The sequence below is a fragment of the Vibrio sp. CDRSL-10 TSBA genome, assembly GCA_039696685.1.
Taxonomy (GTDB): Bacteria; Pseudomonadota; Gammaproteobacteria; order Enterobacterales; family Vibrionaceae; genus Vibrio.
The window spans coordinates 1,896,438-1,922,936 of the sequence record CP155566.1 but is presented as its reverse complement, the minus strand read 5'-3'; the positions used below and the strand labels follow the sequence as shown (position 1 = coordinate 1,922,936).

The following is a 26,499-nucleotide window of genomic DNA, read 5'->3' as shown; positions in this document are numbered from 1 at the left end:
ATGATATTTGCTTTGGAGGAGTTTTACTTACTTCCGTACTCGCAGGACTATTTTTTGAGTGACGGATTTATTTTTACCACACAATTTTGTGACTGATTTTACCTATTGTCATCTTGATAATGTGCTGACGATTTTAGTGGGCGTGGTTAATTTTTTTGATGGTTTTTGTCGATAACTTTGGCTCGGTAAATCTATTTCAATAAACAGGTGGTTTGAATAATTCAGCGTTGTAAAAATTAAGGACAATAAATGAATCTCAACGGGATGAGGACATTTTTATGCAAACGCAAATGAAGAAAGTGGGTGACTTCTATGAATTAGAAGTCGGGGACGATTTATTAAACAGTAAAAACTTTAATCAGGATTTAGCGCCAACTAAGATCAAAGAGCGCAGTTGGAGTCAGTGGAATATTGCGGCTCTGTGGGTGGGGATTGCGATTTGTGTGCCGACCTATACGCTGGGCGGGATACTAACCGCTTATTTTGGTCTGTCGGTGGTAGAGGCACTGCTGACTATTTTTATTGCCAATATTATCGTGTTGATCCCGCTGACGCTGAACGCGTTCGCCGGAACTAAATACGGATTACCTTTTCCGGTGCTGCTGCGTTCATCGTTCGGGATCGTGGGTTCGAACGTACCGTGTCTTATCCGCGGCTTTGTTGCCTGCGGCTGGTTTGGTATTCAGACCATGTTTGGCGGGCTGGCGATTCACCTTTTATTATCGGAAATTTCAACCAGCTGGGCCAGTCTGGGCGGTCAGGGTGAGGTATTTGGTTTCTTTATCTTTTGTCTGCTGAATATCGGTGTCGTACTCAAAGGCGCTAATTCCATTAAGTGGCTGGAAACCTTGTCGGCACCGCTGCTGCTGATTGTTTCGCTCGGACTGCTGTTCTGGGCCAGTGATAAGGTCTCTTATGCTGAATTACTGTCAACCCCGGCTAATCGCCCGCCGCAGGATGGTGTGGCAAAATATTTCTTGTCCGGTTTAACCGCTATGGTCGGCTTCTGGGCTACCTTGTCACTCAACATTCCTGATTTCAGCCGTTATGCCAGGTCGCAGAAAGATCAGATCGTTGGTCAGGTAATTGGCTTGCCACTGACCATGTTCCTGTTCGCAGCGCTGGGTGTGGTATTAACCGCGGCGTCGCAGACGCTGTTTGGTGAAACTATTTCAGACCCGATCAATTTGATCGCGCAAATCCAGAGTCCGTTTCTGGGTCGCTGTCGCCATGGTGCTGATTATCATCGCAACCTTGTCGACCAATACCGCGGCTAATGTGGTTTCACCGACCAACGATTTTCAGAATATTGCCCCGCGCTACATCAACCACACCAAAGGTGTCTTGCTGACCGGTGCGGTGGGTATTGTGCTGATGAGTTGGGAACTGCTGAAAAAAATGGGCTGGATTGAGTCAGATGTCAGCGTAGAAGCATTTATCTCTAACTGGTTGTTGGGTTACTCGAGCCTGCTGGGGCCGATTGCCGGGATCATGATTGTCGATTATTTCATGATTCGTAAGCAGCAGCTCAATATCCTGGCGCTGTATCAGGAGCATGCTTATCCGGCGGTGAACTGGGCTGGCTTTATCGCCTTTTTGATCCCGGTCGGGTGTACCTTCCTGGCAATTTCGTTTGATGTGATGACCTGGTTCTATGATTACGGTTGGTTTACCGGGGCTATCAGTGGTGCTGTGCTTTATTTCGTTGCCAGCAAGTATCTGACCGCACCACTGGCTAAACCGTTTATGCCAGCCGGTTTGAATAAAGCCTGAAACAAAGACGACCGATATATCTAAGATGACCAAGAGTGACATAGACAAGCAGCGCGAGGCTATGTCACTCTGAATACGCACAATGACTGTTTGAAAGAAGGAATGAGAAATGTCGAAAGTTGCATTTATTACCGGCGCAACATCAGGTTTTGGCCGCGCTGCGGCGCGAAAGTTTGCCTCACAAGGATGGTCGGTAGTGATTACCGGGCGGCGAGAAGAGCGACTGCAGGCATTGAGTGACGAGTTAGCTGCACTGGCCCCGGTGCATTATCAGGTACTGGATGTCAGAAACAACGAAGAAGTGGTGCAGATGGTGCAATCCCTGCCTGAGGCATTTAAAAACATCACTTGTCTGGTCAACAATGCCGGTCTGGCTCTGGCTCCGCAGCCGTCGCAGACAGTGGATATCAATGACTGGCACACTATGATTGATACCAATATTACGGGGCTGGTCAATGTCACGCACGCTCTTCTGCCGACTTTGATTGAAACCGGTAGCGGCGCGTCCATCATCAATGTCGGTTCGATTGCCGGCCAGTGGCCGTATCCGGGCAGCCATGTTTACGGCGCGAGCAAAGCGTTTGTGAAACAGTTCAGCTATAACCTGCGCTGTGACTTGCAGGGCACGGGTGTGCGCGTGACCGATTTGGCGCCGGGCATTGCGGAAACCGAGTTTACCCTGGTGCGCACCAAGGGCGATCAGGCTGCATCGGATGCGCTGTATGAAGGCACCCGGGCTCTGGAAGCAGAGGACATTGCCGAAACCATGTTCTATCTCGCGACCTTACCGCCACACATCAACGTCAATCGCATGGAAGTGATGCCGACCGATCAGGCCTGGTCTCCGTTTGCGATTCATCGTGAAAACTGATTTATCGTGAACACGAAGTCACCTCGGACCAGCCACCGCAGACCAGTCACCGCGGCCTGACAGGGGGGCTGAAATAAAAAATGGTCTGTTATACAGGCCATTTTTTATCGGAGGATACAGCCTCAATCATAGTGAGAGAGGCTGCATTGGTCTTTTTATACTGCGGGTGTAATGGTCACGCTGACGCCGGTTTCGCTGTATATCAGCTGCGCCGTGTACGTGGTGCCGTTCGCGTCAGTTGCGCTCACGTTGTCAAACTGACCCTGCAGATAGTCTGCACTCAACAGCATGTAAGTTGTCGCAGCGGATAACACTGGCACAGTCAGTTGCAGATCAGCACCGCTCAGATAGATGGTCTTGTCAGCCTGAACCTGAGCGTTATTGACCAGGTTCAGTGCCAGAGTCCCGCCATCTTGTACAAAGTCCGAGACATTGAGACTGCCCGCCGCCGCGTCGTTGTTTCCGGCTTCGATTGACACAGAAAGTACACCATCCTGCTGATAAAGCGTGCCTGTCCCGGTTGCAGAAGACGATGCCGCAATCAGTTCACCGCTTTGCAGTACAACGCCGCCGCTGAAGCTGTTGTTGCCTTGCAAGGTCAGTGAGCCACTGCCTTGCTTGGTCAGCAGACCATGACCGGAAATGTCGTTACCCCAGGTATCCTGAGCACTGAATCCTTCGTCTGCGGCGTCCATGACCACAGTGACATCACCATTGAATGCGCCATAGCCATCGGCTGCCATAACCAGATCCAGACGTCCCCAGCCACGAGATTGGTTGATGACCGGATAATTTGAATCAATTTCCGTCGTGGCCAGCACCGCGCGGCGCTGCGCATCGCTCAGGTAAGGGAAGCGTGTCGCCAACAGAAACTTCAGCGCCTTTTGGTACTTGCGGCGCGACACTGGCTTCATCCAGCGCCGGAAAACCGTACGTCAGAGCGGCGCGATAGCGCGCTTTCATCGCGTCGTGGTCTGTATAACGCTGAGCCTCTGCATCAGAGGTTGCGCTGTGAGCAAAAGCATACACAGAGTCAAAGCCTGCATCCTGTGCTTTCTGAGCAAAATAGCTGTTGGCCTGAGCCAATGCTGCACTGGCCAGATCCGGGCGCGCGTTTAATGCAGCGGCGGTCACGGCTGTGCCCATGATACGGCCGCCGATAACATCAAGCGGAGAGTGCATGCCAGCCACGATGCGGTTGGTGCCCAAATCAACTGCGCGTGCGGCCATTTCAGCAAAGCGTTCTGGAATGGCGTACGCAAAGGCCAGACCGCGGTCAACCGCTTCAGTGGTGTGTCCGCTTGGGAAACCGCCATCTTTAGCCCGACCCGAAACCCAGGCATCGCCGCTGCCGGCGGTATAGTTGGAACTGAATGAACCATCGCCGTTATCAGTGTAAATCGTTCGACCGGCACAACGCAGGCCGGGAATAGGGGACACAAGCGGATTGACCGGGAAATCATAGAATTTGGTATCCGCGCTGCCATCCAGATTGTAACAGGTGAGCTGGGTGACATCATTGATGTCGCTGAAACTGGCGACACTGTAGTCGTTTTCAATCCGCCATGGACGCGGTGATTCAAAGTGGTATTTAGGTGCCTCCGTTGACGCGCCAAAGTCTCTGACCAGATTGAGCAGCGTGACCACATCGTCAAGCTCGTAACCAAGTTCACCATAGTTGGTTCCATTGCCCAGACCGTCGTTCATCAGGCGGGATTCATCAAGAATATCAATGGTTGTTCCGCCGACAGAGACCTCAGTACCATCAGCACTGTAGGCATAATTGGAGACGGAATTGGCACCGCTGCGATAGTCGTCCGCCAGTGCACCCAGGCCTGATGTCAGGCTGTAACCTTTATCGCGCTGATCATCGAGATAAGCAAACACTTGCGAAGCCGCGTCAGTGCGATCCACATCAGGAGTGCTTTGGCCCGGACGGGTCAGCGTTTTTACATAGTCAAAGTTATATTGCCATACGTCCTGATCAAGCGTCTGCTCTGCGCCGAAATCGACCAGCAGAGCACGACTGGTACTGTTGGTCGCACCACCACTGATACCCGGGTAGGTTTCGTAGCCAGCCGCAATACTGAGTGAATCCGAACCTGTGCTTGCCCAGGTGGTATCGCCCAGCGTCCAGATATCATCAAAGCCGGCCAGGATCTGCAGAATCGGGTTCACGCCGGAGTGGTAGGCCACAACGTTACCTTTGGCGTTGGTCACCGGTATGTCCCCATCCACGACCGGCGTTCCGCTAATCAGAGGGACACTGACACTCTGTTCATAGCCCAAGCCTTGTGGCACTGCCGGCTTATCATAGTTGGTTGAGTCAGAATTACAGGCACTGAGTAGTGCGGCGGCCAGAGCGGTTAGCGTGAAGATTTTATGCTGGTGGTGAAGTTTCATCGGTGAAAGTTGTCCTTACCTTTTACAATGCGAGTCCTGACGGTATGCGCCAGAGGCTTAAATCAGGCGAGGATGCTAGTCGCTGCAAATGACAATCAGGTTTCAGCTTGATGAAGTTTTTATGCATACTTTGAAATATATCAATAGGTTAATGGCATAACCAACAGTAAACCTGCGACAGATGTCCTGACCAAAAATCCCAGATGCCGCGTATCCGCGGCCAGCGAACGATGAAAAGCTGTGCTATCTATTGAGTAACGTTACTGCCGGGTCTTTGGTATTTTTTCGTTAATTCAGGAGGTCGTATGCAGAGTGAGCAAGCGTTTCAGGATCAGATTCCCAACAACCATTGTTTTGGCTGCGGACCGTCTAATCCGCTCGGGTTACAGATAAAAAGCCATTGGCGCGGCGAGAATGAATCAGTGTGCCACTTTACCCCGGCCAGTCACCACAGTGCCGGCCCGCTGCATTTTCTTAATGGCGGTATTATTTCCACTCTGATTGATTGTCATTGTGTGTGTACCGCTATCGCCAAGGGTTACCAGTTACAGCGGTGCCCGATTGGCAGCGGCGACGCGGTTTGGTTTGCGACCGGGCAGCTTACCGTCACTTATCTCAAGCCTGTTTCCCGTTGATCATCCAGTCGAACTGATTGCAGAGATTGAGGATGTGCAAGAGAATAAGATGAGTATAACTTGTCAGTTATACTCACAGCATGTCCTATGCTGCCGCGGAGAAGTGCTGGCGGTCAAAGTATCCAGCCAGTGGCTTAATTCGCTAAAAAGCCCCCGGCCTGCGGGGTAGAAGCAACAGGTTGGGTATCGTGTTTTACCCTTGCTACTTGAAGCTGCAGCGGTGTTGGCTGCGTTCGTTCACCCCAATCACATAGTGTCTATATGCTCATGGGGATTCACTCATTTGCCGCCTACCTGTAAATCCAAGTTGTTTGGGTATACCTATAGAGATTAATACGCCGTTACAATTGTCGGTTAGGTATTATACTTTCCGGGTGGTTAAAATTTAATCACTTAAGGAGGTGTGTATGAAACGATTTGAGAACATACTGTATGCCACCCAAGGGTTACCTGGCCATAGTGACGCGCTCGACCAGGCTATTCGAATCGCCCTCAATAATGGCGTTGCTGTCACTGGCCTGATTGCCTGTCCGGCTTTCCCGCAAGAGTGGGCTCATTACCAGCAAAGCTATGAACACTCCTTGTCGCATTCGCTGCAGGAAAAGGTGGCCCGTTTCAGAGCAGAAAATGACTTATCTGAACAGCAAGCACCATTTCCGCTCCTGGTCAAACACAGTGAGCAACCTGCCATCTGTATCATTAAACAAGCGCTTGAGAACGGCCACGATCTGATCATCAAAGAAGCGGAGCCGCTGCGTAATGGGGCCGGCGGCTTCAAAGCGCTTGATATGACCTTATTACGAAAATGCCCGTGTGCGGTTTGGTTGCACCGTCCCACCGATAAGCCCAAAAACAAACGAAGAGTTGCGGTAGCGATTGATCCGACGCCAAGCGGTGAGGCGCAACATGCGCTGTCGTTGCGTTTACTGGAGCTGGCCCGCTCGCTTGCTGATTCCTGTGACAGTCGGCTGCACCTGATTTCATGCTGGGAATATTATCTCGAGCACTATCTTGAAGATAACAGTTGGATCCATGCCGATCCGCAAGAGCTGAATCAGGAAGTTGATAAAGCCAAAAACAGCCATCAACAAGCGTTACAGCAATTGCTTGAAGAGTCCGGTATTGCAGGTGAAACAGTGATTCATTATCTGCACGGAAGTCCAGATGACGCCATTCCGGAATGCGTGCAGCAGGAAGAGGTGGATGTCCTGGTGATGGGCACTCTGGCGAGAACCGGCATTGCCGGATTTGTCATTGGCAACACCGCGGAGAATATTCTGCAATCTATTCGCTGTTCTCTGGTCGCTCTCAAGCCGGAAGGATTTATTTCTCCGATCAAGTAGTGATGTGGCCGATGTTAAATAGCTAATCTGATTTCAAATAACGATTCTGATTTCAAATTACTGACCCAATTTCAAGTAACTGATTCGATTACAAATAACTAATCCGATGTTAAATAAATAGGGAGCTCGATATGCAACGATTTTGCCCTCGATGTAAAACAGAAATGATAGAACGTCTTAATGTTTACGTCTGCCCCAGAAATGATATCGGCGATTGCACTTACGATGCATTTGACAGCACGGACGGCGATTACGAAAGCACGCGGAGTCAGTCTGTTCACAGCGATCTGCGTTCTTTTAACACCGCCGACAGCAACAAATAGCTCAAACGGGCAATCAAGATACGCCGGGTGGTGTCGCGCCATATCTCTCAATAAATACCTGTTACAAATGTTGCTGACAGGGTGGGCTAACCGGCTGTTGGATACGCCGTTTAGCTCCCCCCTTAGCGTTATCATCACCGCTGTATCAGATTGTAGCTGAAATGTCTGAACTGACTCATCATGCTCGTTCACAGCCTTTAGCCTGGCTTTTGTTTCCGTTGTTGCCGCTGATTATATTGGTGGCCTTGTTTTTCTGCTATGACGCGCAGGGGACTGATGCACAAGGGATAGTCTGGTCTGTACCCTGGGTTGCGCCGATGGGGATCAACCTGAGTGTTCGCCTCGACGGGTTATCTGTGCTTTTCGCCGGATTAATCAGTGGTATCGGTTTTCTGATTCAGGTGTATGCCCTGGCGTATCTGCGTGGTAAACCGGCCCGGTTTTCCTTTCACTGTCAACTCACTCTGTTTATGCTGGCTATGCTCGGTTTGGTGGTCAGTGACAACTTGTTACTCCTGTTTGTTTTTTGGGAGTTAACCACGCTCACTTCTTATTTGCTGATCGGGTTTAACCATGAGAGCCCGACTTCACGCCAAAATGCATTGCAATCGTTACTGGTTACCGGCGCGGGTGGGCTGGCTTTGCTGGCGGGGCTGATCATGCTGGGTGCCATGGCGAACAGCTATGAGCTGGAAGTGATATTGCAACAGACTGAAGTGATAGCCAGCCATACCCTGTTTTTGCCCTCCATGGTTCTCATCTTTCTCGGTGCCCTGACTAAATCGGCACAATTTCCTTTTCATTTTTGGCTGCCCAATGCAATGGCGGCGCCGACACCGGTCAGTGCTTATCTGCATTCGGCGACTATGGTCAAGGCTGGGGTCTATTTACTGGCTCGCTTTTCACCGATCTATTCCCACAGCGAAGTGTGGTTTTATACCCTGGTTGTCATCGGCGGAATAACGGCGGTCTGGTGTACGCTGGTCGCTATCCGGCAAACGGATCTCAAGTTAATGCTTGCATACAGTACTAATGTTGCTCTGGGTAAACTGATGTTATTACTCGGCATCGGTACTCAGTTATCGGTGTCAGCATTGCTGCTTTTTATCGTGGCGCACGCTCTGTATAAAGCGGCTTTATTCATGGTGGTGGGAAACGTTGATCTGGCTACCGGGACGAGAGATATACGGCGACTGTCCGGCTTGAAATCAGTCCTGGTCATGAGCACAACCGCATTGGTGATTGCGGCGTTATCAAAGGCCGGTCTGCTGCCCATGATGGGATTTGTCAGTAAAGAGTATATGTACAAAGCCTCGCTGGAAATCGGGGTTATGGTTACCGCGACTCTGGTTGCTGCCAATGCATTAATGGTATCAGTAGCTATTTTGTTAGTGCGCAAGCCATTTTTCTCCCGTCAAACCGGGACGGCATCAGCCATCAAACCGGTCGAAAAAACCTGGGCGTTGTGGCTTCCCGCGACCTTGTTAGCATTTGGCAGCCTTCTTTTACCTCTGTTTGGTCTGAACTGGCTGGATGAGCAGGTCATTAAGCCCGGCGTCGCGGCGATCCTGCCCGGAGCCGAGCCTGAAGCAACGAAACTTTGGCAAGGGTTTAACTTCGCGTTATTGCTGAGTGTCATCACGGTTTTGCTTGGGGTGGCGGTGTATGCGTTATGTCCGGGCCTGCTTTGCCGTTGGCGCAGTGCAGGGGAGCGCGTTATTAAAGCTGAGGAGGTGTTTTCCGGGATCATCCGGGCGATGACGGACCTTGCCCGCTGGCAAACACAGTGCCTGCAACACAAACCGCTGCGAAGTTACGTATTATTGTTTTTTAGCGTACTGGCCGGTTTGCTGCTCATCAGCTCGATGGCGTTGACCTCGCAGCCCTTTCATTCCCTGTCTGATGTGGCTTTTTACGAAATTGCGATAGCACTGTTGATGGTGGCGGCGGTGTTGGTTTGTATCACAACCGGTGCACGCCTGCTGGCGATTGCGGCGCTGGGCAGCATAGGGTTTATGACCACACTTGTGTTTATGCTCTACAGTGCGCCGGATGTAGCCAAAACTCTGCTGTTGGTTGAAACTTTGATGGTGGTATTTATGGCGCTTCTGATGCGCCATATTCCCCGTCTGGAAACGGTGCAAGCGCATTCCACTCTGCGTAAGACTGTGCATGCGATCGTCGCTGTGACGATAGGGTTCAGCGTCTGTATGCTTTTGCTCCATGTGACCAAACAGCCGCTGGACCTGACGGTGAGCGACTTCTATGCACGCAACAGTGTGCCGGGCGGACACGGGCGTAATATCGTTAACGTTATCCTTGTTGACTTTCGGGCGCTGGATACTTTGGGTGAAGCGCTGGTGGTTGTCATGTCGGGTCTGGCTGCGGTGAGTTTGCTCTCTTCACGCTATGGTAAACAAAATCGTATCCAGTCGCTGATTTTCGCGACGACCTCTCATATTGTCGCGGCTCTGATGCTGGTCTTCTCTCTGTACTTACTGCTGCGCGGACATAACCATCCCGGTGGCGGTTTTATCGGCGCGTTAATCGCGGTGATCGGTTTCTCTTTGCTGATGTTTGCTAAGTCACCGCGCTATGTGCGTGACAGATTGCAATATCCGCCGTTTCGGATTGCGCTGTTCGGGGTGCTGTTGAGTCTGACGGCCGGCAGTTTCAGCTATGTTGCCGGTTTACCCTTATTAACCGGTTTATGGTGGACAGAACCCGTCACGATAGGCACTCCGCTGATGTTCGACATCGGTATTTACCTGGCGGTGATCGGCGGCGTGATGGGAATGCTGCTGCGTATTAATGAGGAGCTGGACTGATGGAACTGCTCTGGAGCATGGTCGTCGGTGTATTTGTTTCGGCAGGCGTCTATCTGATGTTAGAGAGGCATGTGCTGCGGTTACTGTTCGGGCTGATTCTGCTCAGCAGCGCGATTAATCTGGCGATCTTTACCGCTGGCCGGTTGACACCAGGCTTACCGGCACTGATTGAAGCCGAACAGGCCTTACCGCCGGAAGGGGCGGCTAACTCCTTACCACAGGCCTTGATCCTGACCGCGATTGTGATTGGTTTTGGTTTGCTGATATTCACTTTGATACTGCTTTACCGTGCCAATTCTGAAGCAGGTTTCGGCCGATACGGATAGCATGCAGTCATCGGAGGAAGACAAATGAGCTCTGTATTGCTGACTCTGCCGGTGGTGATTGCTCTGTTTACGGCGATCGGGCTGTTTTTTGTCCGGGATTCTCATCGTGTTTCGGAATGGATCAGTGCGATAAGCTCGATTTTTACTCTGATCGTGAGCTGGGTACTGGGTGTTACTGTGTTTGAACAGGGGCCACAGGCGGTGGCTTTGGGTCAGTGGCCGGCACCGTTTGGTATTGTGTTTGTGGCTGATCTGTTTAGTGTGGCGATGGTGACGGTAACCGCCCTGATCGGCGTGGTGAGTGTGTTTTATGCCATGGCAGATTTGTCGTATAAACCAGGCTACGGACTTTATCACATGCTGATGCACGTGCTGCTAGCCGGTGTGTATGGCGCTTTTCTGACCGGCGATATCTTTAATCTCTATGTGTGGTTTGAGGTGATGCTCATCGCTTCATTTGCTCTGATGGTCATCAATGCACGTCAGCAACAAATTGACGGTGCGGTGAAGTATGTCGTCCTTAATCTGGTGTCTACCCTGGTGTTCTTACTGGCGATTGGCTTGCTTTACGGCGCGACTGGTACGCTTAATCTGGCAGACTTACATGGTAAAGTGGACAGCTTGTCGGGCGAAATGCAGACCTCATTAGCCGCGTTATTTCTCTTTGCGTTTGCGATAAAGTCGGCTTTGTTTCCGCTTTTTGCCTGGTTGCCCGCGTCCTATCATACCTTACCCAGCGGTGTTGTGGCCCTGTTTGCGGCTTTACTGACCAAAGTGGGCGTGTATGCGCTGATGCGGGTTTTTACCCTGGTGTTTCCGCTGCCCGGCAGCGGATGGCAGTCAACCTTGCTATGGGTTGCCGCATTGACGATGTTGACCGGTGTGCTCGGTGCTGCCAGTCAGTTCAGCATTAAAAAAATATTGTCATTTCATATTATTAGTCAGATTGGCTACATGATCATGGGGCTGGCGTTGTATACGCCGCTGGCGTTATCCGGTGCCATTTTTTATATCGTTCATCATATTATCGTTAAAGCTAACCTGTTCTTAATCGGCGGTTTTCTGGAACGCAAATATGGCTCGGACCAACTGGTGCAGTTGGGGGGCGTGTATAAGGCCATGCCGTGGCTTGCTGTGTTGTTTTTGATACCGGCATTCTCGCTGGCGGGATTTCCGCCTCTGTCGGGGTTCTGGGGCAAGTTTCTGGTGATAAAAGCCAGTGTGGAAACAACGTACTACGCACTGGCCACGGTCGCTTTGGTGGTCGGATTGTTAACGGTATTCTCCATGACCAAAATCTGGAGCGAAGCGTTCTGGAAAGCTTCTCCCGAGGTCCGGAAAGAGGCCTTTCTACCGGCGAAAATCCAGTGGTTGTATTGTGCACCAATCGCACTGCTAACTTTAATCAGTCTGTTGATTGGCCTGGTGGCCGAGCCATTTTATCAGTTTGCTGTTCAGGCGGCGGGACAGTTATTACAGCCTGATGGCTATATTCATGCTGTGCTGGGAGAGAAGGGATGACGTATTTATTACTCAATCTTTTTTTAGCCCTGATCTGGATGATGCTCAACGGCAGTTACACCAGCCTTAATTTTATCGCCGGATTTGTGATTGGTTTAATTATCTTGCGTCTTAGCCAGCCTTTTGGACTCAAAAGCAGTTATTTTCGACGCTTCAGCGCGGTGTTCGCTCTATTGATCTATTTTGGCTATGAAGTGATTCTCTCATCTGCCCGTGTCGTCTGGGATGTGATTACGCCGACTCATCTCAGTGACCCCGACATCCTTTATATCCCGCTGGATGTGCAGTCTGACCTGGAAATTACGCTTCTGGCGAATATGGTTTCTCTGACTCCGGGCAGCCTGAGCCTGGATGTTACATCGGACAAGAAATACCTTATTGTGCATGCCATGTTCGCTTCTAAAAAAGACCAGGTGGTACGAAGCATTAAACAGGGACTGGAGAAAAGAATTCTGGAGGTGACTCGTGACTGACTGGTTAGCACTGAGTATCAATATCGCCTACGCCGGGTTATTAATTAGCCTATTATTTGCGTTTATCCGCTTGGTTTCTGGGACCGACGCTGGCCGATAGAGTCGTTGCGCTTGACCTGATCTCATTTACCACCATCGGTTTTGTGACTGTCTATACACTCGATAGTGGTCAGCAAGCATTGTTAGATATTGCGATTACACTCGGGCTGGTTGCATTTCTGGGGACAGTCGCGTTTGCCCGGCTGATCATTAAACAGAAGGGAGACGAGTAATGGAAGTCATCACGGGAATTCTGCTGTGTCTGGGAACGGTATTAATTGTGATCGCGAGTTTAGGTGTACTGAGAATGCCCGACCTCTACACACGCATGCACGCGGCGACCAAAGCCGGTACGGTTGGCGTCAGTTGTTTATTGCTGGCATTAGCGTTAAGTATCCCGGAAATTACGGTTATCTCCCGCGTTCTGGGTACGATTTTGTTTATTCTGCTTACCGCTCCGGTTGCCACTCATCTGCTTGGCCGCGCAATGATAAAAACCGGTTATAAAATCTGGCGCAATGACTGAAACGGCGTCAGGAATTGGCATGCTTACCTTTCAATTACTAATGGTTGTGCTTGGCCTTAACCGACCCGAGCGTCGCAGGTGTTTCTGGCAACGTTATGTGATAAAAAGAAGATTAAATTCATTCTTTTATTCGGGCTTACTATGCAAAGAAACTTTAACTCTGCTTGCACTGACACTGTTGTTGCCTCTGACCGGGTGCGCGACTTCTGAAGTACAGCCACTGGCTATTGGTGATAAAGTGAATCTGGCTGGTCTGCAGGACCAAAATGAGAACACTTTCACTCATCAAAACAACATGCAAGCCTTGTTGTTTGTCGACGGGATGGCGGGTAAAGATCTGATTCAGAACGCACTGAATGCCATCGATACGCAATGTATGGATGAAGGGAAATTAGTTTATCTTGCGGATATCAGCGCGATGCCGGGGTTGATCTCAAAGTTCATCGCGGTGCCAAAAATGCGTGATTATGGCTATCCGGTCTGGCTCGACCGTGACGGCGAGGCTTCTGCCGGCCTTCCAACGCGTGAAGACCAAGTGACGCTGCTCAACATTGATAAACAGAGCATCACCGGCGAAGAGTTTTTCTCTGACAGCGTATCTCTGACGCAGCATCTCAGCTCCTTGTGTGGTGAAGCCAAGTAAATATCTGCTGAATGCTGGTGGAGGACACACATCTTAGATAAAGCTATAACGAATACTCTATATTCCGCTGAAGTTAGAAATAGTCCGGCTGAATCGTAAACGTTTTTAATAGGTTATCAGGAGCTCAAAGTGATTATCATCCGCGATTATCAGCCAGGCGACGGCCAAGTACTACGTGAACTCTATTTTAGCACCGTACACAATATCAATCGTCGAGACTACACAAGAGACCAACTGCAAGCATGGGCTCCTGATGAGTATGACGAAGCTGCCTGGGACACACACCTTCAGGCGCTCACTCCTTTTGTTGCCGTCATTGATAACAAAGTAGTTGGCTATGCAGATTTACAGTCCGATGGTCTGATTGATCATTTCTTCTGTCACCATCAATATCAGGGGCAGGGAATAGGGCGGAGCTTGATGCAGCATATATTGGAACAAGCCCGGCAACGGTCTGTTCTTTCTCTTCGTGCTTATGTCAGTATCACCGCGCGTCCGTTTTTCGAACATGCCGGTTTTCAAGTGGTGAAAGAGCAGCAAGTGAGGTTACGAGGACAGTCACTGACTAACTACCGAATGGAAATGGAGATAGAGTGAGAATGCCTATCTCAATATTGGTGAGACGCCATCTTTTCATAAGCGGCGTTAATTATATCAGTCAGTAGGACATATGGTAATCAGGACCGTCGCGGAGCAAGATATCGCGGCTATCACTAACATTTACAATCACTACATCAAGCATGCGACGATTCATTACGACCAAAATGATCATTCAGATCAAACAGTAATCTATTTTTAATTCTGAATAACAGGGGATTCTACCTACGCATCCGCTTGCTCTACACACATGGCCAATTGGGTGAGGACACTATCTCCAATGTACTGGGGTCTACTTACCGTAACGTCATCAAGTTTTTTCTGTCGTTTGGGGCAAAATAACAGATTTGAATATTGTTATGATTGCATGAGCATGTTTCTGTTAAGCTACAGTAACTAGCTGATTTTTAGATGTTCAGGGTGGGTTGGATGACGGGGATAGTGTTTCTTCCGCTATTAATATTGGTGTTCAAGTGGAAAACGTTCAGTAAATATGAATGGGCGTTTACGCTTTATTATTTACTCTATGCGCTGACGTTAGTGACGACGAAAGATATGCCATTAAACTCTCGAATCGGCTCGTTTTACTTAGGTGTTCCGGCGTTTCTCTTACGCGGCGTTCATATTCTCGGATCTGCAGGATTCGGTGCATGAGAATGTAGTCAGAGTATTGAGTGCCTTGGGACTGTCCGCGGCACTCATCGCGTTGTTAGTTATCTTTTAGCTTTTCCCGTAGATCTAACAAGTTGACCTCCAGATTCTTACCTCGAAGTGATGTGTCTATTTGGTTCAGCTTTTCTTTCTCGAAATCATTCAGTTCGCGTATGCGTCGGTTGTTGTAGATTGACAGATAACGGTAGCCCAAATCTTTAGCGTCAACAGGTTTATCGCTGGCAGCTAGTTCATCCACTAGCGCTTTCATCTCTTCTTGAGAGGAACATTGCTGAATCCTGATGTCTTTGATAAGGAACAAGTATTTTTCAACGTCTTCGGGCTTTAATCGTTCTAGGTCGTGCGCGGCAAGAGGAGCTTTGTTTTTCTCGATATCAATACAGTTGGTAACCGCTTCTTTGTACTGATCATAACTACTCGCGGCTAAGCATACTGAAGGTACAAATAACGACAGTATTATCAATGTCTTCTTAAAGTGCATCGTATAAACATCTCCAGAATTGCTTTTCTTCATAAGACAGTGATGACTTCAAATACATTCGAGCTGCAATGTTTTCCACCTGACGAACTAATATTGGGTTTGAGGAGTACATAGATTTAGTAAGGAGCTCAAAATCAGTTGTGGATATTTTGTATGATGAACCAATTACACCGTTACCTGCGAAAATATCTATCATTGCTGACATCCCAATGAATACAGATAGGACATTTGCCATATCTTTCATTTCTGAAATTTCGTCTAAAGCCCTTCTACTTTCCAAACTGAACTCTACATCAATGTTGCAAGCCATTTAGATACCTTTATAAGTAGTTTCATTCAAAGGAGACTAACATGTTACGCAATTTGTTTTATATTGGTGGCGGAGGTTTTGGTGCAAGATCCCAAAACTGAATGGGTTTACTATTGATGGTAATTTTGCCAATTGGCGGGATGTGCATTGGAAGCCCAGAACAATTTGAACAGACTCATTTTGAGGCATCAGGGTGTCAATGAAATACGGGCCATTCCAGGGAAAAACGTTGAGGTAAAGAAGGGGAGAATGGGCTGTTGAAGGGGGGAAGAAAATGACGTTAAACCTGTGCTTATCCAACTACTGTATAACTACACCCTAACTACACCCTTAATACACCCAAAAAATAGTCAGGTATTTTAAGTGTTTGATCTTAATTGGTAAATTGAGTTTTTCAGGCTTTAAAAACGGTGAAACCCCGATGTTGGTAGCATCGGGGTTTCGAATTTTTAGATGTCTCGGTTGGTAAGGCCGATAATCTTTATGCAAAAGGCTGGATTAAATCCGGCTAATTCCCTGGTGAGGAATTAGATGCGGATGAAGTCCATGTGCTCAACTTTTGGCTTGAACGCGTGACGTTGAACGTCTTGTGGTTTAACCTTAACTTCAGCACCATCGATTACTAGAACGATAGTTTCGTAGAATTCAGGCTTATCCATCTGGTTGATCACGTCATCGTGGTTCAGAGCGATAGAAACTGGCGCAGCCTCACCACCGTATACGATAGCAGGGAATTGACCAGCGTGACGTAGGCGGCGGCTCGCACCTTTACCTAGCTCAGTACGTACTACTGCTTCAAATTTCATAGTATTTACTCTCAAATTAGTAAAAATAGATAGTGTTACAGTAACAATGCGACCTTGTTACTGTGTTAAAGTTTTGAAACTAACGAAGAGTTAGCATCAAAACGAGCGCGGATACTAGCATTCAAAACACTTTTGAGCAATAGAATTTCACCTGTCCCGATGCTGTGTGATGCCTATTTGCCCGATTCCCGCTGCCTTTAGCAGCGTTTGGTTATTCGCTGATAAAAATGTGCTGAAATGAACGTCTTAATCGGATAACGGCATAACCTGATCACTGCGCTGGTTGCTTAAGAAGCAGCGTGACTTTCAGTCCGCCCATTTGACTACGTGATAAAGTCAGTTTGCCCTGATAACTGTGCGCCATTTCACTGACAATATTGAGCCCGAGTCCGGTGCCCGGTTCACTTTCATCCAGGCGTACGCCACGTTTTGTCGCACGATGCAAATCAGCCTCATCGATGCCCGGCCCGTCATCTTCAACGATAATTTCCACCCGTTGTTTATCAACGGCACGGCTATAAACTCGAATCAGAGATGAGGCCCACTTATAGCCATTCTCCAGTATGTTACCCATCATCTCATCAAAGTCGGTGCTTTCGACACTGACTTCGAGTTCTGAATCCAATTCGTTGACCAAAATGATGTCACGTTCGGCGTATACCTTATCAAACGCGATGGATATGGCGTCAACTCGTTCACTCGGATTCGTTTTGGCGGCCAGAATATTGGCCGAGCCGGCCATTCGGGCCCGGCCGAGATGATAGTCAATCTGAGACTGAATCTGCTCAATAGAAGGTTGCAGCTTGCTTTGCTGATCCTGTGGCAGTTGTTCGCTTTCGTTTTTCAGTACCGACAGCGGGGTTTTCAAAGCATGGGACAGGTTACCGGCATGATGACGGGCGCGTTTCCAGCAGCTCCTGGTAGTGGAACAGCAGGGCATTGAGATCGCGAATAAGCGGAGCGATTTCTTTCGGGTAACTTTCATCCAGACTCGATTGTTGCCCTTTACGCAATGCGACCAGCTCTTTTTGCATTTTGGCCAGCGGCCACAGAGACCATGAAATCTGCGCACCAATCAATATCAACACGCTGATAAACAGTAAGCCGAGGATCCCCCACAATTGGCCTCCGACCTGTTTCAAGGTCGCCATGATAGGGGCTTCATCCACTCCGACCACAATGTTAATCGGATTGGAGAACTCGCGCAGATAAATGGTACGCGACAGCACAATCAAGGGTTCATCTTTGGCGCCAAAGTAACGGGTTTTAAGTGCATGGGTTTCTTTGGTCATTGATCGGTCCCACAGAGAGCGTGAACGCAGCTCCTGGCTGCCGACTTTGGCGGTCCAGTACAGGCCGCTGTAGGGCTGATAGAAACGGGGATCTGATAAGCGGATACCAAGGCTCAAACTGCCGCGGTCATTGGCTCCGAGGTTCGCCGTGATTTCATCCATCGCGAGAGTCAGCTGCTGCTCGGCATCGGTAACCAGATAATCTTTGATAAGGCTTGGTATCAGATAACCGGCGGCAAGAATCATCGCGCCCAGCCATAAGGTTGCAGCAAGCAATAAGCGGGTTTTTAGACTGAGCTTTCTGAGCGGCGAGGACTTATTCGGCATTCAGCTGATATCCCAGGCCACGCACGGTTTTGATGATTTCAGGTGCGACTTTTTTGCGTATCCGGCCGATGAACACTTCTATGGTATTAGAGTCACGATCAAAATCTTGCTTATAGATGTGCTCAACCAGTTCGGTTCGTGAAATCACTTTATCCGGGTTATGCAGAAAATAGGCAATCACTTTATATTCCAAAGCCGTCAGGCTGACCGGTGCGCCCTGCCAGGTTACAGTGGAGGTGCGAGTGTCCAGACTGAGCTGGCCGTATGACAGAACCGGTGACGCACTACCGGATGCTCTGCGCAACTGGGCACGCAAACGCGCGATCAGCTCCAGAACTTCAAACGGTTTGGTGAGATAGTCATCTGCGCCCGCATTCAGTCCATCAATCCGTTGGGTTAGCGTGTCACGGGCGCTCAGAATAACGACCGGTGTGTTGATGTTCTCATCCCGGATACCTTTAAGTACCGTCAGGCCATCGAGTTTTGGCAGGCCTAAATCGAGAACAATCGCATCCCAGGGCTCAGAGGTGGCACGATACAGCGCATCCACGCCGTCTTTGGACAACTCTGCGACCCAGCCAGCCTGATCCAGGGCGTCGATAATTTGTTCGCCCAAGCGGGTATCGTCTTCGATAACCAGAATTTTCATGTACTTTCTCTTTGTTATTTTTTATTCAGTTTATGGCGCCGGCAGGCGCCATATCTTTTCCCGAGTTAGCGTTTGATAAACTCAAGCACGTTACGTCCTTCAATAGACATTAGCTCAAGGGTGGTGGCGTTGTATTCCACCTCAATCACTTTATTGTCATGCACCAGCTTGAGTTCGTAGATCCACTCATTATCGTCTTCTTCGAGTTCGACTTTAATCACGCGGCCATAGAGCTGCTCATCAATCGCCGCATATAATTCTGAGAAACGGGCGGATACGGCCCTGTTGCACAGCGGCAAATACTTCATCCTGGTCTTCATCAATCTCGACGCGCGCTCCGTGTCGCTCTGCATCTTGCAAAAAATCATGTCCGACGCTTTGTTGAGCCATAACCGGTAATGACAGGCAGCCAAGCAGGGTGATACAAGTACGAAGTTTTAAGCTTTGATTTAACATAGGTGATTCCGTCCGATTGTGGTTAACGATTTGATGCTCAGTATACGAAGCACAAAATGAACCCAAGCTGAATTGTTTGTTAAGCTAACATCCGGTTGCATATTGGTGCAATGTCAGCAAACACATGGGATTGGCGCAGAATGGTATCGTTCAGCGCAGTTCATCTTCAAAAATTTTATCGCGCATTTTCCAGAATCGGCCGGATTTTCGCGCGATGACAAACTGCGGCGGGCGGAAGCGATGCTGGTTGTTGACCACCTTGGTCGGGGATGCCTCGTCAAACGGACGATGTTTGTCAGCCAGATGAGGCCGGACAAAACGCTGCCTGAAGGTTGCTTTCTGTTTCGGGGTACTCAATGACCAAAATTCATGTACTTGGGCGTTGTTGTCGCCACGGTAGGTGACTTTCAGTTGGGACTTGCCTTTATCGTCTTTCAGTACCGATAAGTCCATTTCCAGACATTCGAACACCAACGCATCTTTCAGATTGAGCGCTTCTTTAAGCTTTTTGTCCGGGTCGACCAGGGTCGCGTCGCACTCATGACAGATGCGCGCGGCTATGTCGTTATCAGCGCCGCATTCGCCACAATATTTGGCACGGAAACGGTAGCCACAATGTTCCCGCTCGCCGGTCTCTTCGTCGGTGAAATAGCCCTGGCAGCGGCGGCCAAAGTGTTCAAGCAAAAAGCCGTTACTGTCGAGTTTACCCCAGAAATTGTTGTTGAAGCCGCAGGCCGGGCAGGGAATCGTGATGATTTCACTGTCAGAATCCGGTTTCGGATCGCCGACCTCAGGTTGATACAAATCGTAAGTGTTGCCAGCGTAGTCTAATACCAGACATTCGGTTTTACCCGGTGACAGACGCAGACCGCGGCCGACGATTTGCTGATAAAGACTGACTGACTCGGTCGGGCGCAGGATCGCAATCAGATCAACGTGCGGGGCGTCAAAACCGGTGGTCAGGACAGACACATTAACCAGAAATTTCAGTTCACGTTGTTTAAAGCGCTGAATAATGGTGTCGCGCTCAGGCGAGGGCGTATCACCAATCACTATGTCGGACTGTCCCGGTGGCAGTAAGCCGAGAATTTCCTGGGCGTGGCGCACGGTAGCAGCAAACACCATCACGCCTTGTTTGTCCCGGGCAAGATGGATGATCTGCTCGACAATCTGCGGTGTGGCCCGTTTCGACTGTTCAATCACCATATCCAGCTCCGACTCTTTATATCGGCCGGTATTGGCGGGCTTGAGCTGGGAAAAATCGTAACTCAGTACCGGCGCATCAATCAGTTTGGCCGGCGTGAGGAACCCTTCATCAAGCAGATAAGTGATCGGCAGTTCAAAAATACAGTCGCGAAAGAAGCGCGCTTCTTCACTGCGCACCAGTCCGCGGGTATGATACTGGTATATCCAGCCCATGCCTAAACGGTAGGGCGTGGCGGTCAGCCCCAACACTTTCATCCCCGGATTGAGGCTGAGTAAGTGGGTAATGACTTTTTGATAGCTGCTGTCTTTGTCATCCGGGACACGGTGACACTCATCAATCACCAGCAACGAAAACTGATTTTTAAACGCATCCAGATTGCGCACTACAGACTGCACGGACGCAAACACCACCTGCTGATCGGTTTCTTTACGGCCAAGGCCAGCGGAAAATATGGCGCCTTTCTGGCCATAACCTTCATATTTTGCATGGTTTTGCTCCACCAACTCTTTGACATGGGCAAGCACCAATACCCGGCCTTTGGCCAGACGAGCCAGTTTCTGCAATCACCAGGCTCTTACCGGCGCCTGTCGGCAGGACGATAACTGCGGGTGTATTGTTATGACGAAAATAATGAATGACGGCTTTTACCGAGTCAGCTTGATAGGGGCGAAGTGTATACATACAGTCGGACGATGAATTCTGTGAAATAGCTCAACTATTTAATGTGGGCTCTGTATAATACCCGACTTCGAGCAGATGAGGTATGCATGCGTTTAGATAAATTCCTGTGTGACGCCCTGGGCACCACACGTAAAGAAGCCACTCAGATCCTGAAAAGCGGCGATGTCACCGTTGACGGTCAATCACAAAAAAGTGGCGCATTTAAAGTCAGCGACACATCCGTTGTTGAATGGCAGGAGCGTGAAGTCACGTTGAGTGGTCCACGATACATCATGTTGTTCAAACCGGAAGGGTTTGTTTGCTCTCACGAAGATGGTTTTAACCAGACGGCGTTTGTTTTGCTGGATGAAGCGAATATGCGCGGACTGCATTTTGCCGGTCGCCTCGATGTGGATACCACCGGTCTGGTATTGATTACCGACGACGGTCAGTGGTCGCATCGTATTACATCGCCAAAACACAAATGTGATAAGACGTACCGTGTGTGGCTGGCTGATCCGATTCAAGCCGATTACGCAGAGAAACTGGCGCAGGGCATTGAGCTGCGTAATGAACGTGAGATGACTCTGCCAGCTCAGATGGAAGTGGTGGATGAAGCTGAAAACGAACTGCTGCTGACCATTCATGAAGGCAAATATCATCAGGTGAAGCGTATGTTTGCCGCTCTGGGTAATAAAGTTATCGGCCTGCATCGCGAACGCGTGGGGGACATCGTGCTGGATGATACCCTGGAGCCGGGTGAATACCGCTTCCTGACGGAAGAAGAAGTCGCGTCGGTCTGGAAATAATCCTGTTAGCGGCTTGAGTCACAGTGGTGTCTGTCCTTCTTGTTCCCTCTGCTGTTTACCGGGTAAAGAGGAATATAAGCAAGATACTCGCAGTTCACCAGTTTGCACGTGTGCGGTTATAAGCATTTAAGTGCCAACTAGCGTCAAGAAAACAAGGACAGATGCCAAGACAAGGTGTGTGTCCTTTTTATTTGTGTTGTCCATCTGGAGTGTGTTTCCTCGTTAGTAAGGTGTTACTCAGATACTGCATAGATGCTGGTAAAAGTCGGGTTTGTCTCTGTTCTGGGTTGAACACTGAGTTTAATTAGGAACTAAAAATCGAATTAGGAAATAGTTTATTTCCTAATAAGAACTAGAAGTTTCTCAGCTTTGCCATAAGCTAGAGAGTGAAATCAATGTTTTCGATATTACCCTGTCGATTTGAGTCTGACCTGGCGTTATCTGCCTTCGTTTTCCCGAGCATGATATTTTCTGTTGTGGGCTCACTCATTTCTCGCCTTAGGCCTGATTGTCCGGGGTGTCGAAATCGAATCAATAAGTGCGGCACCTGGTGTCGCACTTCGTATTTTTATCAGAGTGGAGATGTATGACCTCAACTAATTCCCCCCTTAACTACGATGCGTCGAAGATAGGCTTTTTGTTATTTATTGTGCTTGGTGCGATTGGTGCACTGACTCCGCTTGCTATTGATATGTATCTGCCAGCGATGCCGGCTATCGCCCAAGATCTGGGTACCACCGCCGGCCAGGTGCAGATCACGCTGACTGCTTACACCGCAGGTTTTGCTATCGGCCAACTTTTGCATGGCCCCCTCGCTGATAGTTATGGACGTCGTCCTGTTATGTTGGGCGGTATCTTCCTGTTTGCGGTAGCGGCTGTCGTCAGCGCCACTACGCATGGTATTGATGCGCTGACTTATGTGCGGGCGGCGCAAGGTTTTGCTGGTGCTGCTGCGGCTGTGGTTATTCAGGCCGTGGTGCGCGATATGTTTGATCGTGAAGATTTTGCCCGCGCGATGTCGTTTGTCACCTTGGTGATCACGATTGCACCGCTGGTGGCGCCGATGATTGGCGGTTATCTGGCGGTTTGGTTTGGCTGGCGTTCGATCTTCTGGTTACTGGCTGCGTTCGCTGTGGTTGTTATTGCCATGGTGTTGTGGAAAATCCCGGAGACCCTGTCTGATGAAAACCGTCAGCCGCTGCATTTTCGCAGTACGATGAAGAACTATCTGCGTCTGTGTCGCAGTGGTCAGGCGATGGGTTTAATTATGGCCGGAGCTTTCTCGTTTCTCAGGCATGTTTGCCTTTCTGACCGCAGGTTCATTTGTCTATATTGATCTGTACGGCGTAAGCCCGAGTGAGTTTGGCTACCTGTTTGCGCTTAATATCGTCGCGATGATCGGTATGACGACCCTTAACGGCCGGTTGGTGAAGAAAGTCGGTTCGCATGCCATGCTGCGTTTTGGGCTCTTCGTACAGTTGCTGGCCGGGCTGGGTCTTTTTATCGGATGGTTCACCGGCGCTGGCCTGTGGGGTACGGTGCCGTTTGTGGTGATGTTTATCGGCACCATCTCGACTATCGGCAGTAATGCGATGGGGCTGTTGCTCAGCGGGTATCCGCGTATGGCCGGGACGGCTTCTTCGTTAGCGGGCACGTTGCGTTTTGGTACCGGCTCGGTGGTTGGCGCATTGGTGGCCGCGATGCCAGGCGGAGAAAGTTGGCCAATGATTTTCGTTATGGCCGGATGTTCGCTATTATCTGCGAGTTTTTATTGGACATTAGGAAGAAAAGCATAGTGTCAGACTATTATCTGGAAATTCAGAACGTCGTAAATACGGCGTTAGCCGAGCTGAGCGCAGAGCATAGCGCCGGAAAAGTGGCCGATGCCCCGGTCGCAAATAACCACTTTCTGGTGCACTGGGTGACTAAGGCGATCAAAAGCCAGCGCTTCCACCGCTGTGTAAGTGACGATTTGCTGCGTTGGCAAAAGGCTGGCCGCTCAAAGGGCAATCAGTCTGAGCTGCTTTTTACGTTTAAGCGCATTTCGGCTTACTACGCACAATTTTTTGCCGGTGATGCCGCCGCGGAACGTAACGTCATTACAGATAAAAAGATTGAGCAGTTCCTCGATACGATGGAGCACGCTGACTGGGAAGTTTCAACCTCAGAGCCTCTGGTCGGTTGCGGTAAAGTACAGATCTTTACCGACGGCCAGAACTCGCTGGCACTGTGTGCCGAGCAGTGTGAGTCTTGTTTTGACGGTGAGCTGCTGGTCAAACCGATGAGCTGGTTTGTCCGTGGTTACCACGCTGGTTTTATTGAGAAGGCGGCCGAAGCAGGCTTTATGGTGCATAAGCGCACCGATTATAAGTCGAACGTAAAATACCACGGCGAGTATTTGATCTATCCGGGCAATCAGGGTCAGCAAGTGGCTGAAATTCCGCTGAGCTTTAAAGCTGATTAAGCCCTTAAATCACGCTTGAATGTTGTAACAGGAGAGGAATACCTCTCCTGTTTTTTATCTTTAAACAACCTGCCTCAGAAATGGTAACGCCAATAGACGGCCCCAAATATCGCATCATAGCTTTGCATCACATCCCCCATGTTCTCTTCTTGCACGAACAGGTAGTCACTTTCTGTGTATTTTTCATAGCGGATATTAAGTAAGACGTTCTGGTCGTCGGAGATTTGATAGTCACCGGTCAGCTCGAAGCGATGTGCGCTTGCCCTGTTATCGGGATAGCGGTAACCGTTTGAGCTGGTGTCGGTTTCACCTGTACTGCGACTATAGGAATAGTCGAAAGAGAGCTGCAGGGTATCTTGGAAAAAGTCATCTTTGCTTAATCCCAGGCCGACCGTGGTGATGTTATCCCGTGAACGGGTGGTATAGCGGTCCCATCCGACAACGTCACTATTCGCATGATGTTGTTCTGCGCGAATATATTGCTGATTAATAAAGGCGTGTCCGTTTACACCACTGTCGAGTGAAAAGTTGACCGAAGCATCATAGCCGTAATCTTTGCCATCACTGATGCCGATGTCCGGAGTCGGGTACTGGTCATCGGCATACCAGGTTTCGACAACCAGTTGCACCCTGGGTGAAAACTGATAACTGCCGTCAGCGCGCAGTTCCAGTCTGTCTCGATCGGCGAGATAATATTGTCTCAGGCGCGGGGCGTCGGCATCGCTGTTATTCCAGGCAGATCCGTCACGGGAAGCGTAAGTGAGTTTCCCCCCCAGTGTCCAATCGGCCTGAGGCCGATAGCGTGACCCGACATAAATGGCTTGCTGTTCGGTCTGCTCCCGGTCGGCATAAGGGCGTCTGTCCCGTTTATATTCATAGCCGGCGTTAAGACGTAGAGAGCGCGATAATTTATGATTCGCCGCCACCTCGAGCCGGGTTCGGTCGCGGTCATATTCTTTACGTGTGGTACCAATCACGGTGTGACGGTCTGAATCATCGTTGCGATCCAGATAATCAGCACTGACTTTAACGGCGGTCTTGCGGCTGAGCTGATTGTGGTAATCGGCACTGAGCTGGACAGTGTTGATTTCACCGCGAAAGCTGTCTGACACCACCGGGGATTGAGGGAATGGATTCATCCCGCTTTCTGATGTGCTGCGCGACCACAATAATCGACTGTTAAAGGTTTGTTCGTCGAGCCTGTAGTTGCCGGAGAGTGCCAGCTGGTGGAAATCATTGTCAGGTTCATAGGCGATCTGGTTTTGATACGGGTTCGCGGCCAATCCGTAGTATAGCGCGGGCTCATCATTACGGAAAAAAGAGCCTTGGTAGGAGAGGTCGGTCATCCAGTCCTTGGCAATATAGCTGATGCCGAAATCGGTATTGAGGGTTTCGTTTCTCTATCGGTTTAGGAATAAAACCAGGGTTATTGCCGAGGCCGGGATTGACAAAAGTATATAACGCGCGAGTGCCGGTCTTACGCTCGTGTTTCATCGATGCATGAGGTTGCCACGGTGAACGGGGGGTATATTTAACGCTTAGATTAACCGTTTCACGCGTGGTTTTTGGGCTGAACGTATCGAGTGAGCCACTGGTCAGGTAGCTGCCATTGTCGTGATAAACGCTGAGCCAGGAATAGCCTGCGAAATAAGGCGTTTCACTGTAGCTGCCCTGCAGACGCAGACCGTCGTAACGACCGCTTTCCCACTCCAGCAGGAATCGTTGCAGACCGAGGTCGAGGGCTGTGATGCGATTGTAATAGCCGTCGTCTTTATACTGTTCCATGTTGGTATTCAAAGCGGGATTAAGCGATTTATTGAGATCGCCCGTGCCGTAGACCGGTGCATTCCAGTTGTTGAAACGGGCGCCCTGATCGGTATCCAGGTACCCTAAGCCGAACTGAATATCTCCGTGCCACTCTCCATTGCTGCTGCACGGCTCACATTGCCAATTTGCAGTATCGGCGCTGGCGCTGCGCTGCAAAGAGTAATCTGCATGGACAAGACTGGCCGCTGGCGACGCCAAGGCAATCAGAACCGATAGTAAGGATAATTTCATCTCTGCC

At 49.7% G+C, this 26,499-nt stretch carries 22 protein-coding genes and 6 pseudogenes; 17 read left to right on the top strand and 11 right to left on the bottom strand.

What is annotated here, in order from left to right:
* The first annotated feature begins 278 nt into the window (after positions 1 to 278).
* The 3 genes from ABDK09_16385 (at position 279) to ABDK09_16375 (ending at position 2,644) form a co-directional block, all read left to right on the top strand.
* Positions 279 to 1,277 (top strand): cytosine permease, encoded by a 999-nt coding sequence (locus ABDK09_16385; GenBank protein XAW88636.1) that lies wholly within the window; start codon positions 279 to 281, stop codon positions 1,275 to 1,277.
* Complete coding sequence (locus ABDK09_16380; protein ID XAW88635.1) at positions 1,231 to 1,773, top strand: cytosine permease; 543 nt, start codon at positions 1,231 to 1,233, stop codon at positions 1,771 to 1,773. The genes ABDK09_16385 and ABDK09_16380 overlap by 47 nt, the downstream gene beginning before the upstream one ends.
* A 109-nt stretch (positions 1,774 to 1,882) precedes the next feature.
* Positions 1,883 to 2,644, top strand: coding sequence for an SDR family NAD(P)-dependent oxidoreductase (locus ABDK09_16375; protein XAW88634.1), 762 nt, complete (start codon positions 1,883 to 1,885; stop codon positions 2,642 to 2,644).
* A 155-nt stretch (positions 2,645 to 2,799) separates the two neighbouring features.
* On the opposite strand, the gene ABDK09_16370 is transcribed toward ABDK09_16375, so the two are convergent.
* Positions 2,800 to 3,510: an autotransporter-associated beta strand repeat-containing protein gene (locus ABDK09_16370; protein XAW88633.1), complete on the bottom strand. Its 711-nt coding sequence runs from the start codon at positions 3,508 to 3,510 to the stop codon at positions 2,800 to 2,802.
* Complete coding sequence (locus ABDK09_16365; GenBank protein XAW88632.1) at positions 3,443 to 5,047, bottom strand: phosphatase PAP2 family protein; 1,605 nt, start codon at positions 5,045 to 5,047, stop codon at positions 3,443 to 3,445. The genes ABDK09_16370 and ABDK09_16365 overlap by 68 nt, the downstream gene beginning before the upstream one ends.
* Positions 5,048 to 5,352: 305 nt before the next feature.
* Between ABDK09_16365 and ABDK09_16360 the strand changes: the two genes are divergently transcribed.
* From ABDK09_16360 to ABDK09_16310, 11 genes and pseudogenes are all read left to right on the top strand, one after another.
* On the top strand, positions 5,353 to 5,682 hold the full coding sequence (locus ABDK09_16360) for a hypothetical protein (protein ID XAW88631.1): 330 nt from the start codon (positions 5,353 to 5,355) through the stop codon (positions 5,680 to 5,682).
* A 407-nt stretch (positions 5,683 to 6,089) separates the two neighbouring features.
* Positions 6,090 to 7,025 (top strand): universal stress protein, encoded by a 936-nt coding sequence (locus ABDK09_16355; GenBank protein ID XAW88630.1) that lies wholly within the window; start codon positions 6,090 to 6,092, stop codon positions 7,023 to 7,025.
* Between the two features lie 131 nt (positions 7,026 to 7,156).
* A complete protein-coding gene (locus ABDK09_16350; GenBank protein ID XAW88629.1) occupies positions 7,157 to 7,348 on the top strand; it encodes a hypothetical protein in 192 nt (63 codons plus the stop codon).
* A 317-nt stretch (positions 7,349 to 7,665) separates the two neighbouring features.
* Entirely contained in the window at positions 7,666 to 10,176 is a 2,511-nt protein-coding gene (gene mbhE, locus ABDK09_16345; GenBank protein XAW90765.1) for a hydrogen gas-evolving membrane-bound hydrogenase subunit E, read from the top strand.
* Positions 10,176 to 10,530 (top strand): annotated as a pseudogene (locus tag ABDK09_16340) (Na+/H+ antiporter subunit C). Before mbhE ends, ABDK09_16340 begins: the two are co-directional and overlap by 1 nt.
* The gene (locus ABDK09_16335; protein XAW88628.1) at positions 10,527 to 12,023 is read left to right on the top strand and encodes a proton-conducting transporter membrane subunit; all 1,497 of its coding nucleotides are present in this window, start codon (positions 10,527 to 10,529) and stop codon (positions 12,021 to 12,023) included. The pseudogene ABDK09_16340 and the gene ABDK09_16335 overlap by 4 nt, the downstream one beginning before the upstream one ends.
* Entirely contained in the window at positions 12,020 to 12,496 is a 477-nt protein-coding gene (locus ABDK09_16330) for a Na+/H+ antiporter subunit E (protein XAW88627.1), read from the top strand. Before ABDK09_16335 ends, ABDK09_16330 begins: the two co-directional genes overlap by 4 nt.
* A pseudogene (locus ABDK09_16325) lies at positions 12,489 to 12,768 on the top strand (cation:proton antiporter). Before ABDK09_16330 ends, ABDK09_16325 begins: the two are co-directional and overlap by 8 nt.
* Entirely contained in the window at positions 12,768 to 13,061 is a 294-nt protein-coding gene (gene mnhG, locus ABDK09_16320) for a monovalent cation/H(+) antiporter subunit G (protein ID XAW88626.1), read from the top strand. The pseudogene ABDK09_16325 and the gene mnhG overlap by 1 nt, the downstream one beginning before the upstream one ends.
* 181 nt (positions 13,062 to 13,242) lie before the next feature.
* Positions 13,243 to 13,704, top strand: a complete 462-nt coding sequence (locus ABDK09_16315; GenBank protein ID XAW88625.1) for a hypothetical protein — start codon at positions 13,243 to 13,245, stop codon at positions 13,702 to 13,704.
* Positions 13,705 to 13,833: 129 nt separating this feature from the next.
* Positions 13,834 to 14,301 carry a GNAT family N-acetyltransferase gene (locus tag ABDK09_16310; protein XAW88624.1) on the top strand — a complete coding sequence of 156 codons (468 nt, stop codon included), beginning with the start codon at positions 13,834 to 13,836 and terminating at the stop codon, positions 14,299 to 14,301.
* Positions 14,302 to 15,010: 709 nt separating this feature from the next.
* Here ABDK09_16310 and ABDK09_16305 read toward each other — a convergent pair.
* The 7 genes and pseudogenes from ABDK09_16305 to ABDK09_16275 form a co-directional block, all read right to left on the bottom strand.
* Complete coding sequence (locus ABDK09_16305) at positions 15,011 to 15,454, bottom strand: hypothetical protein (protein XAW88623.1); 444 nt, start codon at positions 15,452 to 15,454, stop codon at positions 15,011 to 15,013.
* A complete protein-coding gene (locus tag ABDK09_16300) occupies positions 15,444 to 15,764 on the bottom strand; it encodes a hypothetical protein (protein XAW88622.1) in 321 nt (106 codons plus the stop codon). Before ABDK09_16300 ends, ABDK09_16305 begins: the two co-directional genes overlap by 11 nt.
* Positions 15,765 to 16,291: 527 nt before the next feature.
* Complete coding sequence (gene rplY / locus ABDK09_16295) at positions 16,292 to 16,570, bottom strand: 50S ribosomal protein L25 (GenBank protein ID XAW88621.1); 279 nt, start codon at positions 16,568 to 16,570, stop codon at positions 16,292 to 16,294.
* A gap of 271 nt (positions 16,571 to 16,841) precedes the next feature.
* A pseudogene (locus ABDK09_16290) lies at positions 16,842 to 18,189 on the bottom strand (ATP-binding protein).
* Positions 18,179 to 18,838, bottom strand: a complete 660-nt coding sequence (locus ABDK09_16285) for a response regulator transcription factor (GenBank protein ID XAW88620.1) — start codon at positions 18,836 to 18,838, stop codon at positions 18,179 to 18,181. Before ABDK09_16285 ends, ABDK09_16290 begins: the two are co-directional and overlap by 11 nt.
* A gap of 65 nt (positions 18,839 to 18,903) precedes the next feature.
* Positions 18,904 to 19,294: pseudogene (locus tag ABDK09_16280) on the bottom strand (PepSY domain-containing protein).
* A 150-nt stretch (positions 19,295 to 19,444) separates the two neighbouring features.
* A pseudogene (locus ABDK09_16275) lies at positions 19,445 to 21,182 on the bottom strand (DEAD/DEAH box helicase).
* Positions 21,183 to 21,268: 86 nt separating this feature from the next.
* Here ABDK09_16275 and rsuA point away from each other — a divergent pair.
* The 3 genes and pseudogenes from rsuA (at position 21,269) to ABDK09_16260 (ending at position 24,434) form a co-directional block, all read left to right on the top strand.
* A complete protein-coding gene (gene rsuA, locus ABDK09_16270) occupies positions 21,269 to 21,970 on the top strand; it encodes a 16S rRNA pseudouridine(516) synthase RsuA (protein ID XAW88619.1) in 702 nt (233 codons plus the stop codon).
* Between the two features lie 586 nt (positions 21,971 to 22,556).
* Positions 22,557 to 23,766 (top strand): annotated as a pseudogene (locus ABDK09_16265) (Bcr/CflA family multidrug efflux MFS transporter).
* Positions 23,766 to 24,434 carry a DUF2913 family protein gene (locus ABDK09_16260; protein XAW88618.1) on the top strand — a complete coding sequence of 223 codons (669 nt, stop codon included), beginning with the start codon at positions 23,766 to 23,768 and terminating at the stop codon, positions 24,432 to 24,434. Before ABDK09_16265 ends, ABDK09_16260 begins: the two are co-directional and overlap by 1 nt.
* Positions 24,435 to 24,508: 74 nt before the next feature.
* Here ABDK09_16260 and ABDK09_16255 read toward each other — a convergent pair whose 3' ends face one another.
* Positions 24,509 to 25,780 carry an MtrB/PioB family decaheme-associated outer membrane protein gene (locus ABDK09_16255; protein ID XAW88617.1) on the bottom strand — a complete coding sequence of 424 codons (1,272 nt, stop codon included), beginning with the start codon at positions 25,778 to 25,780 and terminating at the stop codon, positions 24,509 to 24,511.
* Positions 25,743 to 26,492 carry an MtrB/PioB family outer membrane beta-barrel protein gene (locus ABDK09_16250; protein XAW88616.1) on the bottom strand — a complete coding sequence of 250 codons (750 nt, stop codon included), beginning with the start codon at positions 26,490 to 26,492 and terminating at the stop codon, positions 25,743 to 25,745. Before ABDK09_16250 ends, ABDK09_16255 begins: the two co-directional genes overlap by 38 nt.
* Between the last annotated feature and the right edge of the window lie 7 nt (positions 26,493 to 26,499).

Bases quoted from the DNA above. Each gene is read 5' to 3' on its own strand.
- ABDK09_16385 (XAW88636.1), top strand. From the start codon at position 279: ATGCAAACGCAAATGAAGAAAGTGGGTGACTTCTATGAATTAGAAGTC.
- ABDK09_16380 (XAW88635.1), top strand. From the start codon at position 1,231: ATGGTGCTGATTATCATCGCAACCTTGTCGACCAATACCGCGGCTAAT.
- ABDK09_16375 (XAW88634.1), top strand. From the start codon at position 1,883: ATGTCGAAAGTTGCATTTATTACCGGCGCAACATCAGGTTTTGGCCGC.
- ABDK09_16365 (XAW88632.1), bottom strand. From the start codon at position 5,047: ATGAAACTTCACCACCAGCATAAAATCTTCACGCTAACCGCTCTGGCC.
- ABDK09_16360 (XAW88631.1), top strand. From the start codon at position 5,353: ATGCAGAGTGAGCAAGCGTTTCAGGATCAGATTCCCAACAACCATTGT.
- ABDK09_16355 (XAW88630.1), top strand. From the start codon at position 6,090: ATGAAACGATTTGAGAACATACTGTATGCCACCCAAGGGTTACCTGGC.
- ABDK09_16350 (XAW88629.1), top strand. From the start codon at position 7,157: ATGCAACGATTTTGCCCTCGATGTAAAACAGAAATGATAGAACGTCTT.
- mbhE (XAW90765.1), top strand. From the start codon at position 7,666: ATGGGGATCAACCTGAGTGTTCGCCTCGACGGGTTATCTGTGCTTTTC.
- ABDK09_16335 (XAW88628.1), top strand. From the start codon at position 10,527: ATGAGCTCTGTATTGCTGACTCTGCCGGTGGTGATTGCTCTGTTTACG.
- ABDK09_16330 (XAW88627.1), top strand. From the start codon at position 12,020: ATGACGTATTTATTACTCAATCTTTTTTTAGCCCTGATCTGGATGATG.
- mnhG (XAW88626.1), top strand. From the start codon at position 12,768: ATGGAAGTCATCACGGGAATTCTGCTGTGTCTGGGAACGGTATTAATT.
- ABDK09_16305 (XAW88623.1), bottom strand. From the start codon at position 15,454: ATGCACTTTAAGAAGACATTGATAATACTGTCGTTATTTGTACCTTCA.
- ABDK09_16300 (XAW88622.1), bottom strand. From the start codon at position 15,764: ATGGCTTGCAACATTGATGTAGAGTTCAGTTTGGAAAGTAGAAGGGCT.
- rplY (XAW88621.1), bottom strand. From the start codon at position 16,570: ATGAAATTTGAAGCAGTAGTACGTACTGAGCTAGGTAAAGGTGCGAGC.
- ABDK09_16285 (XAW88620.1), bottom strand. From the start codon at position 18,838: ATGAAAATTCTGGTTATCGAAGACGATACCCGCTTGGGCGAACAAATT.
- rsuA (XAW88619.1), top strand. From the start codon at position 21,269: ATGCGTTTAGATAAATTCCTGTGTGACGCCCTGGGCACCACACGTAAA.
- ABDK09_16255 (XAW88617.1), bottom strand. From the start codon at position 25,780: ATGACCGACCTCTCCTACCAAGGCTCTTTTTTCCGTAATGATGAGCCC.
- ABDK09_16250 (XAW88616.1), bottom strand. From the start codon at position 26,492: ATGAAATTATCCTTACTATCGGTTCTGATTGCCTTGGCGTCGCCAGCG.